The organism is Massilia agilis, assembly GCF_024756255.1.
GTDB classification, from domain to species: Bacteria; Pseudomonadota; Gammaproteobacteria; order Burkholderiales; family Burkholderiaceae_D; genus Telluria; species Telluria agilis.
On the sequence record NZ_JANUHB010000008.1, the window covers coordinates 66,553 to 81,659 of the forward strand.

A 15,107-nucleotide genomic window follows, 5' to 3' on the forward strand; every position below is an offset into this window, starting at 1 on the left:
CACTTCTTCACTGAAGTGACAAGCCAGCCGCTCGCCGCCGCGCGGCTGGTCGCCACACAACTCTGATCGGGAGGAGTCATCATGAACATGATCTATAACAGCGAACAGTACAGCGTGGTCGAATTCGGCGCCGACCGGAATCTCGAAGCCCTGCGCTTTGGCGGCTACGAGATCGTCGACAAGGCTGGACGTCGCGAGGCATTCATCGGCGGCAGACTGGCGCAAGCCTTCCGGCGCGACGTCAACAACCTGATCGCCAGCGAGCCGACCATGGAAGAAATCGACGACTTCCTGGGCTCGTATGACACCCTGATGAGCCAGCCCGTGGTGCTGCACTAAGCGCCAAGCGCCGGGTCGGCTTGGCAAGCGGCCCGGCAGCGCTGGCACATGGTAAGCTTGCCGCCATGTGCCAGCTTCTCGGAATGAATTGCAACGTCCCCACGGACATCGTTTTCAGCTTCACCGGCTTTGCCCACCGTGGCGGGCGCACCGATACCCACCGTGACGGCTGGGGCATCGCATTCTTCGAAGGCGCCGGCGTGCGCCATTTCGTCGACCACGAGGCCGCGATCCACTCGCCGATCGCCGAACTCATCAAGCGCTACCCGATCAAGTCCACCAACGTCATCGCGCACATCCGCAAGGCCACACAGGGCCAGGTGGCGCTGGAAAACTGCCACCCGTTCGTGCGCGAGCTGTGGGGCCGCTACTGGGTGTTCGCCCACAACGGCGACCTGAAGGAATTCGCGCCGGCGCTCACCGGGCCGTTCCGCCCGGTCGGCAACACCGACAGCGAGCTGGCGTTCTGCTACCTGCTGCAGGAGCTGCGCGCGCGCTTTCCCGACGGCGCGCCGCCACTGCCGGCCTTGCGCGCGGCCGTGGCCGAACTGGCGCAGCGCATCGCGCGCCACGGCACCTTCAACATGATGCTGTCCGACGGCACCGCGCTGTTCGCGCATTGCTCGACCAAGCTGTGCTACATCGTGCGCCAGCACCCGTTCGCGCATGCCCACCTGGCCGACGAGGACCTGTCAGTCGATTTTTCCACCGTCACCACCCCACGCGACCGCGTCGCCATCATCGTCACCGAGCCGCTGACCAAGAACGAGCAGTGGACCGATTTCGCACCGGGCGAACTGAAGGTGTTCGTGGACGGCGCGCCGCTCCCCGCGGGCGCCTGAGCCGCTGCCCGGCAGCGTTTATGCACGCTGCCTGTTTTGGTTTTTTCACCCCTCATAGTTGATAGGCCACGCCTGCGGCCGGAACGCGCAGAATGGCCTCCCTGTCGGTGTTTTTCTGACAACGAATGTAAGACAAAACCGAAATCCGGGGCAGCGCCGAACTGCTGCAACACCATGGTTCAGGAGGGGTGAAACATGTCCAAAACGAGCAAGGCATCGAATAATCTCCATCATGTGCAAAACCAGTGGGGCGGCTCGTCCGCGCCGTGGCAGGAAGGCGGCATGTGGGTCCTTGGCTGCCGTTCCGGCCAGAACGTGGTCGCCGTCAACCTCACGTCGGGCGACGGCGGCAAGACCTTCACGGGCCAGATGAAATACGCGGGCGAGGGCGCCATCGGCGTGCGCGCCACGCTCACCCAGGCCAACACCTACATCGTCGAGAACCAGTGGGGCGGCAACGCGGCGCCGTGGCACCCGGGCGGCACCTGGGTGATCGGCTGCCGCGCCGGCCAGAACGTGGTCGCGCTGAACATCGAGTCCGGCGACGGCGGCCAGACCATGGCCGGCACCATGACCTACGCGGGCGAAGGCCCGATCGGCTTCAAGAGCCAGCTGGCCGATGGCGGCGTGTACCTGGCCGAGAACCAGTGGGGCGGCTCGGCCGCGCCGTGGCACCAGGGCGGCGTGTGGGTGCTGGGCTGCCGCGACCAGGGCGTGATCGCGCTGAACATCGCCTCCAACGACAACGGCAAAACCCTGAACGGCACCATGCAGTACGTGGGCGAAGGGCCGATCGGTTTTCGCGCGACGATGGTCGCGGGCAACAACTACCAGGTCGAGAACCAGTGGGGCGGCTCGTCGGCCCCGTGGCATCCGGGCGGGGTGTGGCTGATCGGCTGCCGCGCCGGCCAGCAGGTGGTGGCGGCCAGCATCACCTCGGGCGACGGCGGCAAAACCTTCAACGGCGGCATCACCTACAGCGGCGAGGGGCCGATCGGCTATCGCGCGGCACTCCAGCCGGGTTGATCGCGGCGTGAAAAAAAAAGCGGACCCGCGGGCCCGCTTTTTTTTGTGGTTCGGCCGGCGGCTTCAGCTTGCCGTGCCGGTTCCCACCCATTGCGCATGCAGCTCGGGGTCGGTGCGCATCTCCCACAGCGCCAGCACCACGGTGGCAATGCCGACGATAAGCAGGCTGGCCGTCATGCGCCGGTCCTGCACGTTGATGAGCCAGGGCGACACCGCCGTCCAGATCCCCACGATCAGGTTGAGCAGCACGGCCCAGATGTAGGTCTTGTACAGGTCGAAGATGGCCAGCGCAGCCATGATCAGTCCCGCGACGAAGCCGTTGATGGCCACCGGCGACGAGCCGGGATAGCCCAACGCCATTGGTGAAACGAACAGCCAGATACCAAGCAGCAGGATGAGTTGGTCCTGCCATCGCCTGGTCGAGAAACGCAGTGCCATGATGAACCTCCTTTGCGGGCCATTCCCGCAGTGTATTTGGCAACAAATTCGCCGGTAAGTTCGCTGGCGGACATAAGAGGGACTTGCGTTAAGACAATATCAAGGTGACACTCTCGGCAACCGTTAATCATCCAACAATGCGGAGGCCGGATGCCCGATGTCCTGTTGAGTGCTTCAAACCTGGTGAAATCCTACGGCGAGCGGCGCGCCGTCGATGGCGTATCGCTGCGTGTGCTGGCCGGGCAGACGCTCGGCCTCCTGGGCCCGAACGGCGCCGGCAAATCGACAACCGTCGGCATGCTGTGCGGCCTGGTGCGGCCCGATGCCGGCGAGGTGCTGCTGGCCGGCGAGCCGATCAACCCGGATGCGATGCGCGCCAAGGGCCGCATCGGGCTGGTGCCGCAAGACCTGGCGCTGTACGAGGACCTGCCCGCGCTTGAAAACCTGCGCCTGTTCGGCGCCCTGTATGGGCTGGCGGGCACGCTGCTGGCCGAACGCTGCAAGGCGGCGCTGGCGCTGGCCAACCTGGAGGACCGCGCGCGCGACAAGGTCGCCACGTTCTCGGGCGGGATGAAGCGGCGCCTGAACATCGCCTGCGCGCTGCTGCACGAGCCGCAGCTCCTGATCCTGGACGAACCGACGGTGGGCGTGGACCCGCAAAGCCGCAACGCCATCTTCGACACGCTCGAACAGCTCAAGCGCGAAGGGCGCTCGCTGGTGTACACCAGCCACTACATGGAAGAGGTCGAGCGGCTGGCCGACCACATCGTCATCATCGACCACGGCAAGGTGCTGGCGGACGAGAGCCCGGCGGCGCTGCGCGAGCGGCTGCCGGCGCAGGCCGCGCTGCGTTTCGAGCTGCGCGAGCCGCTCAAGGAAGAGCACCTTGAACGCCTCCGCGGCGAGGCCGGGGTGGCGGGCATCAGCGCCAACGGCACGGCGTACGAGGTGCGGCTGGCCGACCCGGACGACGCGGTCTCGCTGCTGGCCTGGCTGGAAAAGAACGGCTACCGGATCCATCATTTCGCCACCGCCCGCGCCAGCCTCGAAGACATCTTCCTCAACCTCACCGGGCGCTCGCTGCGCGACTGACATGACCGCCTTGATTGCACTTGTCCGCAAGGACCTGATCCTGTTCCTGTCCGACCGCCGGCGCCTGCTCGTCAGCCTGGTGATGCCGATCCTGATCGGCGCCTTCTTCGGCTACCTGACCGGTGGCGCCGGCGACAAGGGGACCATCGACGTTGCGCTCGTCATGCAGGACAGCAGCGACGTCGCCGCAAAAATCGAGGCCGGCCTGCGCGCGGACCCGAGCCTGCACCTGAGCGCCATGTCGCTGCCGGACGCGGAGGCCGCCGTCAGCAAGGGCAAGCAGGGCGTTGCCATCGTGATCCCCGCCGGCTTTGGCGACGCCGCCGGCGAAGCGCTGTTCGGCGTGGCCGACAAGCCGCAGGTGCGCCTGCTGTACGATCCGTCGCAAAAAGCGGTGCTGGCGATGGTCAAGGGAATGCTGACGCAACAGGTCATGCAAACCGTCAGCAGCGAAATGTTCGGCGGCCGGCGCGGCGCCGAACTGGCCGACCGCGGGCTGCGCGAGCTGGAAAAGCGGCCGGACGCCGATGCGAAGGCCCTGCGCGACTTGCTGGGCAGCGTGAAGAACTACCACGTGAGCCTGCAGGACAACGGCAAGGCTGAATCGGCCGGCCTGTCGATGCCGTTTTCGACCAACGACGAACCGATGAAGGCGGGGCCTGCCGCCGAGGGCTACAACGGCTACGCGCACTCGTTCGCCGGCATGGCCGTGCAGTTCATCCTGTTCATGGGGATCGACATGGGCATCGGCGTGCTGCTGGCCAAGCGCAGCGGCGTGTGGAACCGGCTGCTGGCTGCGCCCGTGTCGCTCACCACCGTGCTGCTGGCGCGGGCCGCGTCCACCGCGCTGATCGCATTCGGGCTGATGTGCGCGGTGTTCGTCGTGGCGGTGCTGGGCTTTGGCGTGCATGTGGCCAGCGTGGCCGGCTTTGTGTGCGTGGTGTTCGCGTTTGCTGCGATGACCGCCGGGTTCGGGCTGCTGATTGCGGCGTGGGGCAAGACGCCGGAGGCGGCGCGCGGCATCTCCATGGTCGCGACACTGCTGATGGTGATGGCCGGTGGTGCGTGGATGCCCTCGTTCATGTTCCCGCCGTGGATGCAGAACGTCTCGCTGGCGATGCCGACGCGCTGGGCGGTGGACGGGCTCGACGCGGTAACCTGGCGCGGCTTCGGCATGGAAGTGGCCGGGCCGGCGACGCTGGCGCTGCTGGGCTTTGCGGTGGTATTCGCCGCGCTCGCCGTGTGGAAGTTCAGGCAGGAGAACCAATAAACCCCGTCGTTCGTAGGGTGGGCAGATTCTGCCCACGCGTTCAAACAGAGCTCGTGCAGAGGCAACGCAAGCTTTAGTTGAACGCGTGGGCGGGAGATCCGCCCACCCTACGAATGACAGGGTCGTGGCCGCCCGCGCATCAGGACAGGTTCGGCGCCAGGTAACGCTCCAGCTCCGCCTTGTCCATGCCGCGCCGGCGCGCCATGTCCTCGAGCTGGTCCTGCCCGATCTTCCCGACCACGAAGTAGGTGGACTGCGGGTGCGAGAAGTAGAAGCCGGACACCGCCGCTGCCGGATACATCGCGAACGCATCCGTGAGCTCCATGCCGATCTCGCCGGCCTGCAGCGTGTCGAACAGCGCGCGCTTGACCGTGTGCTCGGGGCAGGCCGGATAGCCGGGGGCAGGGCGGATACCCTTGTAGCGCTCGCCGATCAGCTCCTCGTTCGACAGCTTCTCGTCGGAGGCATAGCCCCACAGGTCGGTGCGCACGCGTTCGTGCAGGTACTCGGCAAAGGCCTCGGCCAGGCGGTCGGCCAGCGACTTGAGCATGATGGCGGAGTAGTCGTCGTTCGCCTTCAGGAAGCGCTGCTCGTGCTTCTCCACGCCCAGCCCTGCCGTCACGGCAAACATGCCAATGTAGTCCGCAATGCCCGACGACCTGGGCGCAATGAAGTCGGCCAGGCAGCGGTTCGGCTTCTGCTCGCCGTCCACCACCGGCTTGACGCCCTGCTGGCGCAGGCCGTACCAGGTGAACGCCACCTGTTCGCGTGAATCGTCGGTGTAGACCTCGATATCGTCGTCGTTGACCGAGTTCGCCGGCAGCAGCGCGATCGCGCCGTTGGCGGTGAGCCAGCGGCCCTCGATGATCTGCTTGAGCAGCGCCTGGCCTTCCTCGAACAACTTGGACGCGGCCTCGCCCACCACCGGGTCGTGCAGGATCGCGGGGTAGGGACCTGCCAGGTCCCAGGTCTGGAAGAACGGGCCCCAGTCGATGTAGCGCGCAACGGCGGCCAGGTCCACGTTGCGGAACTCGCGCCGTCCGATGAACTTCGGCTTGGCCGGGGCGTAGTCCAGCTTTGCCTTGTTCGCGCGCGCCTGTTCGAGCGTAACCATCGGCAGCGCCTTCTTGTTGGCGTGCTGCTCGCGGATGCGCTGGTAGTCGGCGCTGATCTCGGCCAGGTAGGCATCGCGCCCGTCCACCGACATCAGCGACTGCGCCACCGACACCGAGCGCGAGGCGTCCGGCACGTAGATCACCGGGCCTTCGTAATGCGGGGCGATCTTCACCGCCGTGTGCGCGCGGCTGGTGGTGGCGCCGCCGATCAGCAGCGGGATCTTGCGCTCGCGGAAGTACGGGTCGCGCTGCATTTCGCGCGCAACGTGCGCCATCTCTTCCAGCGACGGGGTGATGAGGCCGGACAGGCCCACGATGTCCGCGTTCTCGATCTTGGCGCGCGCCAGGATCTCGGAGGCCGGCACCATCACGCCCATGTTCACCACTTCGAAGTTATTGCATTGCAGGACCACTGAGACGATGTTCTTGCCGATGTCGTGCACGTCGCCCTTGACGGTGGCGACCACGATCTTGCCCTTCGGCTTGGCCACCACGCCGGTCAGGCGCTCCTGTTCCTTCTTTTCCTCTTCGATGAACGGGATCAGGTGCGCCACCGCCTGCTTCATCACGCGCGCCGACTTGACCACCTGCGGCAGGAACATCTTCCCTTGCCCGAACAGGTCGCCCACGATGTTCATGCCGTCCATGAGCGGGCCTTCGATCACCTGGATCGGGCGCCCGCCCGAATTGGCCAGCTGCTGGCGCGCCTCTTCGGTGTCCTCGACGATCCACTGCGTGATGCCGTGCACCAGCGCGTGCGCCAGGCGCTTGTCGACCGGCGCATTGCGCCACTCGAGGTTCTGCTCCTGCTTGTTGCCGCCGGCCTTGAGGGTGCCGGCCAATTCGATCATGCGCTCGGTCGCGTCCGCGCGGCGGTTGAGCACCACGTCCTCGACGTGCTCGCGCAGCACCGGGTCCAGTTCGTCGTACACGCCGATCATGCCCGCGTTGACGATACCCATCGTCATGCCGGCCTTGATCGCGTGGTACAGGAACACGGTGTGGATCGCTTCGCGCGCCGGGTCGTTGCCGCGGAAGCTGAACGACACGTTCGATACGCCGCCCGACACCTTCGCGTGCGGCAGGTTCTCGCGGATCCAGCGCGTGGCGTTGATGAAGTCCACCGCGTAGTTGTTGTGCTCTTCGATACCGGTGGCGATGGCGAAGATGTTCGGGTCGAAGATGATGTCTTCGGGCGGGAAACCGACCTTCTGCGTGAGCACGTCGTAGGCGCGCTTGCAGATCTCGGTCTTGCGCGCGAAGGTGTCGGCCTGGCCCTGCTCATCGAAGGCCATCACGATCACGGCCGCGCCGTAGCGGCGGCACAGCACGGCCTGGCGGATGAATTCGTCTTCGCCTTCCTTGAGCGAGATCGAGTTCACGATGGCCTTGCCCTGCACGCACTTCAGGCCCGCCTCGATCACCGACCATTTGGACGAGTCGATCATGACGGGCACGCGCGAGATGTCCGGTTCGGACGCGATCAGGTTCAGGAAGCGCTGCATCGCGGCGCTTGAGTCCAGCATCGCCTCGTCCATGTTGATGTCGATGACCTGGGCGCCGTTCTCGACCTGCTGGCGCGCCACCGACAGCGCCTCGTCGAACTGTTCGTTCAGGATCATGCGAGCGAACGCCTTGGAGCCGGTCACGTTGGTGCGCTCGCCCACGTTCACGAACAGCGAGTTCTCGTCGATGGTGAACGGCTCCAGGCCCGACAGGCGCATCGCGACCGGGATGTCGGGCACGCGGCGCGGTTCGGTGGTGGAGAGGATCTCGGCGATGGCTTTGATGTGCTCGGGCGTGGTGCCGCAGCAGCCGCCGGCGATGTTGATGAAGCCGGCGTCGGCGAATTCGCTCAGCAGGGCCGAGGTGTCGGCCGGCAGCTCGTCAAAGCCGGTGTCGCTCATCGGGTTGGGCAGGCCCGCGTTCGGGTAGATGCAGACGAAGGTATCGGCGATCTGCGACAGCTCCTCGGCATAGGGCCGCATCAGCGCGGCGCCCAGCGCGCAGTTCAGGCCGATGGTGAGCGGTTTGGCGTGGCGCACCGAGTTCCAGAACGCCGGCACGGTCTGGCCGGACAGGATGCGGCCCGAGGCGTCGGTGACGGTCCCGGAGATCATCAGCGGCAGGCGCGGCGTCTCGGGATGCTCGTCGAAGTACTGGTCGATCGCGAACAGCGCGGCCTTGCAGTTGAGGGTGTCGAAGATGGTTTCGACCAGCAGGAGGTCCACGCCGCCTTCCACCAGGCCGCGCACCTGCTCGTGGTAGGCCGCCACCAGCTCGTCGAAGGTGACGTTGCGGGCGGCCGGGTCGTTCACGTCCGGCGAGATCGAGGCGGTCTTCGGCGTCGGCCCCAGTGCGCCGGCCACGAAGCGCGGCTTGTCGGCGCTGCTGTATTTGGCCACGGCGGCGCGCGCCAGCTTGGCTGCCTCCACGTTCATCTCGTAGGCGAGATGCGCCATGTGATAGTCGTCCTGGGCGATGCGGGTGGCGCCGAAGGTGTTCGTTTCGATGATGTCCGCGCCGGCGGCCAGGTAGCGCTCGTGGATTTCCTGGATCACCTGCGGCCGGGTCAGGGTCAGCAGCTCGTTGTTCCCCTTGACGAACAGCTCGCGGTGGCCGCTGCCGGCAGGCGCGGCAAAATCGGCGAAGCGCGCGCCGCGGTAAGCCGCCTCGTCCAGCTTGTACTGCTGGATGATGGTGCCCATTGCGCCGTCCAGGATCATGATGCGGCGCGCAAGGATGTCGCGCAGCTGGGCTTCGATCGGGGAGGGGGCGGCGGTGCGGGTATTCATCGTTCTGCTTTCAAGAGGCGCGGCGCAAAGCCGCACTGTTGGGCGGGTCTGAAATTATACGTGATCGCGGCTGTTTGGTTCTTAGGCAGCCGCGGCGGCCAAAGTTCACCATCTGCGAGTGTTTGGCGACCCGCGGGTCAGTTATTTGTAACATTGTGTATTAACAGCCGCTGTCGTTACATTGCGATACAATTCGCGCCCCCTCAGCAATCTCCGCGTTACATATCGGTACGAAAATCAGAGCGTGCCACCGGTGGCGTGGCTGAAAGTGTTAAATAACTGGCATGTGTCGCGCCGTCGCGTGCGCAGCCGAAATGGAAGATCCAATGAACAAAGAATACGAGCCGGACTGGAATCAGCCGGTAGTGCGCCCCCTCGACACCGTAGCGCAAAAGCATCACGCTGGCGGCGGCGTCAAGCAGATCGTCACCATCCGCCTGGACGTGGACATGCTGGAATGGTTCAAATCGGCGGGCCCTGGCTACCAGACCCGCATCAACCAGGTCCTGCGTGCCCACATGGACGCGCAGCGCGCCGCGGCGCAGCAGCAACAGTAGGGTGGGCAGGTTCCCTGCCCACGCGTTCAGCGTCGGCGTGCATGACTAGCGGTGGAGTTCAACGCCGGCGTGCATTGCTAACGGTAAAAGGAAAGGCAGGAAAGGCGCTCCCGCCTACCCGGCGCCTTACTCGAACGCGAGGTTCTCGAGCGGGAAACCCTTGAGGAACTCGGCAGCCGGCAGGCGCTTGCCGCCCGGTTTCTGCAACTCGGCCAGGCGCAGCGCGCCCTGGCCACACGCGACGACGATCCCGTGCTGGGCGTCGGCCTGCAGCACCTTGCCCGGCGTCCCCGCGCCTTCCACCGGCTCGGCTTTCCAGATCTTGACCGTCACGCCACCCGCCTGCGCATGCGCGCCGGGGAACGGGTTGAACGCGCGCACCTTGCGCGCCAGCGCCTCGGCCGGCTGCGACAGGTCGAGCTTCGCTTCTTCCTTGCTGATCTTGGCGGCGTAGGTGACGCCTTCCCCGGGCTGCGGCACCGGGCGCAGTTCTCCGTAGCGCTGGAGCGCATCGACGATCATGCGCCCGCCCAGCGCGGCCAGCTTGTCGTGCAGGCTGCCGGTGGTGTCCTGCGGCTCGATCGGGATCGCCTCGATCGTGAGCATGGGGCCGGTATCCAGGCCTTCTTCCATCTGCATGATGGTCACGCCCGTGCTGGCATCGCCCGCTTCGACCGCGCGGTGGATCGGCGCGGCGCCGCGCCAGCGCGGCAGCAGCGAGCCGTGGATGTTGATGCAGGGCCGGATGTCGAGCGTGCTTTTCGGCAGGATCAGCCCGTACGCGGCCACCACCATCACGTCGTAGTCGAGCCCGGACAGCGTCTCGTGCGCGGCCCTGGCCTGCGCGGCGCGCTCGGGATCCTTGCTGTCCAGGCGCAGCGACAGCGGCTGCAGCACGGGAATGCCGTGCGCGAGCGCGAACTGCTTGACCGGGGAGGCCTGCAACTGCATGCCGCGCCCGGCCGGGCGGTCGGGCTGGGTGAGGACCAGGGGAATCTCGAAGCCCGCTTCGAACAGCGAGCGCAGGGCCACGGCGGCAAACTCCGGGGTGCCGGCAAAAACGACCTTCATGGGCGGACCTTAGCGGCGGGCGCCGGCGGCGCGCGGACCCGGTTCGCGCTGCATGCCGCGCTCTTCCTTGAGCAGCTTGGTCTTGATGCGGTTGCGCTTGAGCGGCGACAGGTATTCGACGAACACCTTGCCCATCAGGTGGTCCATTTCGTGCTGCACGCACACCGCCAGGAGGCCGTCGGCCTCGAGCTCGAACGGCTTGCCGTGCTGGTCGAGCGCGCGCACCTTCACGCGCGCGGGGCGCTCGACGCCGTCGTAGATGCCCGGCACCGACAGGCAGCCTTCCTCGTACAGCTGCTTGTCCTCGCTGGCCCAGATGATTTCGGGGTTGCAGAACACCTTGAGCTGGTCGTGCGTTTCCGACACGTCGATTACGATCAGGCGCTCATGTACATCGACCTGGGTCGCGGCCAGGCCCACGCCTGGCGCGTCGTACATGGTTTCGGCCATGTCCGCCACCAGCTGCTGCAGGCGCTCGCCAAAATCGGTCACCGGTTTGGCGACCTTGTGCAGGCGAGGGTCGGGATAGCGGAGGATGTTCAAAATGGCCATGTGTCTGGTCGTGATATCTGTTCAATCAGGTTTGTTGGAAAAGCGTCCACACAAGCACAAATACTGCACGCCAGCCCGGAAGCAGGACGCGGTTTTGTCTTGCTAGTTCAGGGATTTATGTGCAGAATTTGATACAGTTCGGCAACTTTCTGGATCCGCCCTGCGGGTTCAGGCGCCGTCTCTTGTGCTGTGGTTCGGCCGGGGCGAACGGCGCAGCCAGCATTTGTCGCGTGACAGCCGCACTTTACGGACCGTTTCGATGAAAAATTTTAGCATAGTCGGGACCCGCCTTGCAGCGGCAGCCCTGTTCACGTGTGCGGCGATGGCCGGGGCGCACGCCGCGCCGGGCAGCGACTTCCGGCCCGACGCGCCGGACCAGCACGTGGTGGTCAAGGGCGACACCTTGTGGGGCATCTCCGGCACCTTCCTCAACAGCCCGTGGCGCTGGCCGGAAGTGTGGGGCCTGAACAAGGACGAGATCCGCAACCCGCACTGGATCTACCCCGGCCAGATCATTTACTTCGACCGCGCGCACGGCCGCCTGTCGCTGCACAAGCCGGGCGAGGGTGGCGCCGGCGACGCGCAGGGCGAACCGCCCGAGCTGCGCATGTCGCCCCAGCTGCGCACCGAAGCGCTGGGCAAGGACGCGGTCCCGGCCATTCCCGCCGCCGCGATCGAGCCATTCCTGTCCCAACCCCTGGTGGTCGAAGCCGACGAGCTGGCCGGCGCCGCGCGCATTGCCGCCTCGCCGGAAGGGCATATGTACCTGGGCAAGGGCGACAAGGTCTATGTGCGGGGCGACCTGAACGGCGGCAGCTCGTTCCAGGTATTCCGCCCGGGCACGCCGCTGACCGATCCGGAGTCGGGCAAGGTGACCGCCTACCAGGCCACCTACCTTGGCACCGTGGCGCTGCAGGCGCCGGCCCGGGGCGGCGCCGACGTGCACACCTTCGTGGTCGCCAGTTCGAACCGCGAGATGGGCGTGGGCGACCTGCTGGTGCCGGCCCCGCCGACCCCGATCCGCAACTACGCGCCGCACCCGCCGGAGCGCCCGGTCAAGGCGCGCGTGATGTCGATCTACGCCGACGTGGCGCAGGCCGCACAGAGCCAGGTCGTCACTGTCAATAAGGGTTCTGTTGACGGACTCGACATCGGCTCCGTGCTGCAGCTCTATCATTACGGCCAGACGGTGACCGACCCGGGCAGCAAGGGCTTCCTGGGCCTGTTCCGCAAGAAGATCAAGCTGCCCGACGAGCAGTTCGGGACGCTGTTCATTTTCCGCGTGTTCAAGCACGTCTCGTACGGCCTGATCATGCAAGTGACGGAGCCGGTGCGAGTCGGCGACGTGGCCAACTCACCGGAGTAACCCCGCCGTGCAGGACACGGACCCCACCACCGCCGCCAGCGCCGATCACCTTGCCCACTGGCTGCGCCTGGAACAGGCAAGCGGGGTGGGGTGCCGCAGCGCCAACCTGCTGCTGCAGCACTTCGGCTCGCCGGCGGCCATTTTCGCGGCCGGGGTCACGGCGCTGTCGCAACACGTTACCCAACGCCAGGCGCGCGCCCTGTGTGCGCCGCCTTCGGCGCAATTCGATGCGCTGCTCGCGGCCACGCAAGCGTGGCTGGCCGAACCCGCCCACCACATCATCACGCAGCACGACCCGCGCTATCCCAACGCGCTGGCCAACATCGCCGATCCGCCGCTCATGCTGTACGTGAATGGCAATCCCGGCCTGCTGGCGCGGCCGGCGCTGGCCATCGTCGGCAGCCGCAACGCAAGCACCCAGGGCAAGGCCAATGCCGAGGGGTTCGCGCGCGCCCTGTCGCAAGCCGGGGTCACGATCGTGTCGGGGCTGGCGCTGGGCATCGACGCGGCAGCCCATGCCGGCGCGCTCAAGGGCGAGGGCGCCACCATCGCCGTCATCGGCACCGGCGCGGACCGCGTGTACCCGGCCGCCAACCGGGCGCTGGCGCGCGACATCGCGGAACAGGGCTGCATCGTCAGCGAGTACGCGCTCGGCACGCCGGCCACGAGCGGCAACTTCCCGCGCCGCAACCGCATCATCAGCGGGCTGTCGGCCGGCGTGCTGGTGGTGGAGGCGGCGGCGGAATCGGGCTCGCTGATCACCGCGCATGTGGCGGCCGACCAGGGGCGCGAGGTGTTCGCGCTGCCCGGCTCGATCCACTCGGCGCTGTCCAAGGGCTGCCACAAGCTGATCCGCGAAGGCGCGCGCCTGGTCGAGACGGTGGACGAGGTGCTGGAGGCGCTGCAGCTGTCGCCGCTGGCCGGGCGCCGCCCGCGCGCGCAGCAGGCGTGCGGCGGCTTGCTCGACCACGTCGGTTTCGACCCGATCGGGTTCGATGCGCTGGCTGCCGCAACGGGCGCCAAGGCGTCGACCCTGAACAGCGAACTGCTGCTGCTCGAGCTGGCGGGGCTGATCGAGCGCTTGCCCGGCGGGGCGGTGCAGCGGCTGGTGCGCTGATCGGGCGGGTAGGGTGGGCAGCTCGTCTGCCCACGCGTTCAAGCGCTGCGCGGATGGCCGCGCGGCTTGCTTGGGCCGGTTGAACGCGTGGGCAGAATCTGCCCACCCTACGGAGATGTGGCTGCGCCCCGGCTTTCGGTCTCCCCCTGCTGTTGAGCTTTGCCAGCGTTTTTAAGGACATTTGTTCTACCCACCCCGTCATTGCCAGGAACCAATGCATGGCGGGTTCGATAAGGCTGCAAAACAACGTTCCCAGGGCCGTGCCGTGCGGCACTTGTGTCGCGGCGAGCTTAACTGCTACAGTAGCGCCACTATGTTCGACATTCTGGTCTATCTCTACGAGACGTACTACCGTCCCGATGCCTGCCCCGAGCCGGCCGCCCTGGCGCGCAAGCTGTCGGCGGTGGGCTTTGACGATGTCGAAATCTCCGAAGCGCTCGACTGGTTGAGCGGCCTGGCCGAAATGGCGGGCGAGGACATGCTAGACACCGCCGCGTCGACGGGCACGCGTTTCTACGCCCGCCGCGAATTCGACGACCTCGGCACTGCCGCGGTCGGTTTCATCACCTTCCTCGAGTGCGCCGGCGTGCTCGGTCCCGTGCAGCGCGAAATCGTCATCGAGCGCGCGCTGGCGCTGGGCGAGTCCCCGGTCTCGCTGGGCAAGCTCAAGATCATCGTGCTGATGCTCCTGTGGAGCCAAGGCAAGGAGCCGGACGCACTCATGTTCGACGACCTGTTCGGCGACGACGAGGAAGACGGCGAGGGCGAGGTGCTGCCCCGGCTGCTGCACTGAGCAGCCGGTCCGTGGCCGATCGGTTCGCGACTGCGCCGATGAAACTTACTTTTTCCCGCACCCTGATGCTGGCCCTGGCCGCTGCCCTGCTGGCCCTGGCCGCGCCTGCGCGCGCCGAGCCCCCCGCACCACTGGCGCCGATCCCTTCGCTGGACCTGGCGCGCTATCTTGGCACCTGGTACGAAATTGCCCGCTACCCGAACCGTTTCCAGCGCCAGTGCGCAGGCAGCGCGACCGCCCAGTACAGCATGTTGCCGGACAATACGGTCGAGGTGCGCAATCGCTGCCGCCGCGCCGACGGCAGCATGGACGAGGCAATCGGTGTCGCGCGCCAGCTCGGCGGGCGCGACTCGGCGCGGCTGGAGGTGCGCTTTGCGCCGGCCTGGCTGTCGTGGCTGCCGCAGGTGTGGGGCGACTACTGGGTGATCGACCTGGATCCGAATTACCAGCTGGTGGCGGTCAGCGAGCCGCGCCGTCAATACCTGTGGATCCTGGCGCGCACCCCCAAAGTGGACCCGGGTGCCTACCAGGCGCTGCTGGCGCGCCTGGTGCGCCAGGGCTTCGACCCCGGCCGGCTGCAGTCCTCGGCCACCCAACCCTAGCCGGGTACGGCCAGCGGGCGGTGCCGCCCGCTGGCCCATTTTCTGTCCCCAGCGCAAACATACGCCGCATTTTAGTTGCCGTGGGGCTAACAACTATTGCATAGTCCCCGGTGCCGAGCCCACTTGCCGTTT

At 66.7% G+C, this 15,107-nt stretch carries 14 protein-coding genes; 10 read left to right on the plus strand and 4 right to left on the minus strand.

Annotated features, from left to right (window positions below; translation table 11 throughout):
• Positions 1 to 81 precede the first annotated feature (81 nt).
• From NX774_RS22770 to NX774_RS22780, 3 genes are all read left to right on the plus strand, one after another.
• Positions 82 to 339 (plus strand): BTH_I0359 family protein, encoded by a 258-nt coding sequence (locus NX774_RS22770; RefSeq protein WP_258824584.1) that lies wholly within the window; start codon positions 82 to 84, stop codon positions 337 to 339.
• Positions 340 to 404: 65 nt separating this feature from the next.
• Positions 405 to 1,181 (plus strand): class II glutamine amidotransferase, encoded by a 777-nt coding sequence (locus NX774_RS22775; RefSeq protein WP_258824585.1) that lies wholly within the window; start codon positions 405 to 407, stop codon positions 1,179 to 1,181.
• Between the two features lie 195 nt (positions 1,182 to 1,376).
• Positions 1,377 to 2,207 (plus strand): lectin OAA family protein, encoded by an 831-nt coding sequence (locus tag NX774_RS22780; RefSeq protein ID WP_258824586.1) that lies wholly within the window; start codon positions 1,377 to 1,379, stop codon positions 2,205 to 2,207.
• A 63-nt stretch (positions 2,208 to 2,270) separates the two neighbouring features.
• On the opposite strand, the gene NX774_RS22785 is transcribed toward NX774_RS22780, so the two are convergent.
• Entirely contained in the window at positions 2,271 to 2,645 is a 375-nt protein-coding gene (locus NX774_RS22785; RefSeq protein WP_258824587.1) for an SPW repeat protein, read from the minus strand.
• A 150-nt stretch (positions 2,646 to 2,795) separates the two neighbouring features.
• Here NX774_RS22785 and NX774_RS22790 point away from each other — a divergent pair, with 150 nt between their 5' ends.
• Both NX774_RS22790 and NX774_RS22795 read left to right on the plus strand, forming a co-directional pair.
• On the plus strand, positions 2,796 to 3,737 hold the full coding sequence (locus tag NX774_RS22790; RefSeq protein ID WP_258824588.1) for an ABC transporter ATP-binding protein: 942 nt from the start codon (positions 2,796 to 2,798) through the stop codon (positions 3,735 to 3,737).
• A gap of 1 nt (position 3,738) precedes the next feature.
• Positions 3,739 to 5,007, plus strand: a complete 1,269-nt coding sequence (locus tag NX774_RS22795; protein ID WP_258824589.1) for an ABC transporter permease — start codon at positions 3,739 to 3,741, stop codon at positions 5,005 to 5,007.
• A 139-nt stretch (positions 5,008 to 5,146) separates the two neighbouring features.
• Here the strand turns inward: NX774_RS22795 and metH are convergent, their stop codons facing one another.
• The gene (metH, locus tag NX774_RS22800; protein WP_258824590.1) at positions 5,147 to 8,917 is read right to left on the minus strand and encodes a methionine synthase; all 3,771 of its coding nucleotides are present in this window, start codon (positions 8,915 to 8,917) and stop codon (positions 5,147 to 5,149) included.
• Positions 8,918 to 9,243: 326 nt separating this feature from the next.
• Here metH and NX774_RS22805 point away from each other — a divergent pair, with 326 nt between their 5' ends.
• On the plus strand, positions 9,244 to 9,474 hold the full coding sequence (locus NX774_RS22805) for a BrnA antitoxin family protein (protein ID WP_258824591.1): 231 nt from the start codon (positions 9,244 to 9,246) through the stop codon (positions 9,472 to 9,474).
• A 126-nt stretch (positions 9,475 to 9,600) separates the two neighbouring features.
• Here the strand turns inward: NX774_RS22805 and fmt are convergent, their stop codons facing one another.
• Together fmt and def are read right to left on the minus strand one after the other, a co-directional pair.
• The gene (gene fmt, locus NX774_RS22810) at positions 9,601 to 10,545 is read right to left on the minus strand and encodes a methionyl-tRNA formyltransferase (RefSeq protein ID WP_258824592.1); all 945 of its coding nucleotides are present in this window, start codon (positions 10,543 to 10,545) and stop codon (positions 9,601 to 9,603) included.
• Positions 10,546 to 10,554: 9 nt separating this feature from the next.
• On the minus strand, positions 10,555 to 11,097 hold the full coding sequence (gene def / locus NX774_RS22815) for a peptide deformylase (RefSeq protein WP_258824593.1): 543 nt from the start codon (positions 11,095 to 11,097) through the stop codon (positions 10,555 to 10,557).
• Positions 11,098 to 11,356: 259 nt separating this feature from the next.
• Here def and NX774_RS22820 point away from each other — a divergent pair, with 259 nt between their 5' ends.
• From NX774_RS22820 to NX774_RS22835, 4 genes are all read left to right on the plus strand, one after another.
• Positions 11,357 to 12,463 (plus strand): LysM peptidoglycan-binding domain-containing protein, encoded by a 1,107-nt coding sequence (locus NX774_RS22820; protein WP_258824594.1) that lies wholly within the window; start codon positions 11,357 to 11,359, stop codon positions 12,461 to 12,463.
• A gap of 7 nt (positions 12,464 to 12,470) precedes the next feature.
• The gene (gene dprA, locus NX774_RS22825) at positions 12,471 to 13,580 is read left to right on the plus strand and encodes a DNA-processing protein DprA (protein ID WP_258824595.1); all 1,110 of its coding nucleotides are present in this window, start codon (positions 12,471 to 12,473) and stop codon (positions 13,578 to 13,580) included.
• Positions 13,581 to 13,893: 313 nt separating this feature from the next.
• Positions 13,894 to 14,373 carry a Smg family protein gene (locus NX774_RS22830; protein WP_258824596.1) on the plus strand — a complete coding sequence of 160 codons (480 nt, stop codon included), beginning with the start codon at positions 13,894 to 13,896 and terminating at the stop codon, positions 14,371 to 14,373.
• Between the two features lie 38 nt (positions 14,374 to 14,411).
• Positions 14,412 to 14,975: a lipocalin family protein gene (locus tag NX774_RS22835; protein WP_258824597.1), complete on the plus strand. Its 564-nt coding sequence runs from the start codon at positions 14,412 to 14,414 to the stop codon at positions 14,973 to 14,975.
• The last annotated feature ends 132 nt before the right edge of the window (positions 14,976 to 15,107 follow it).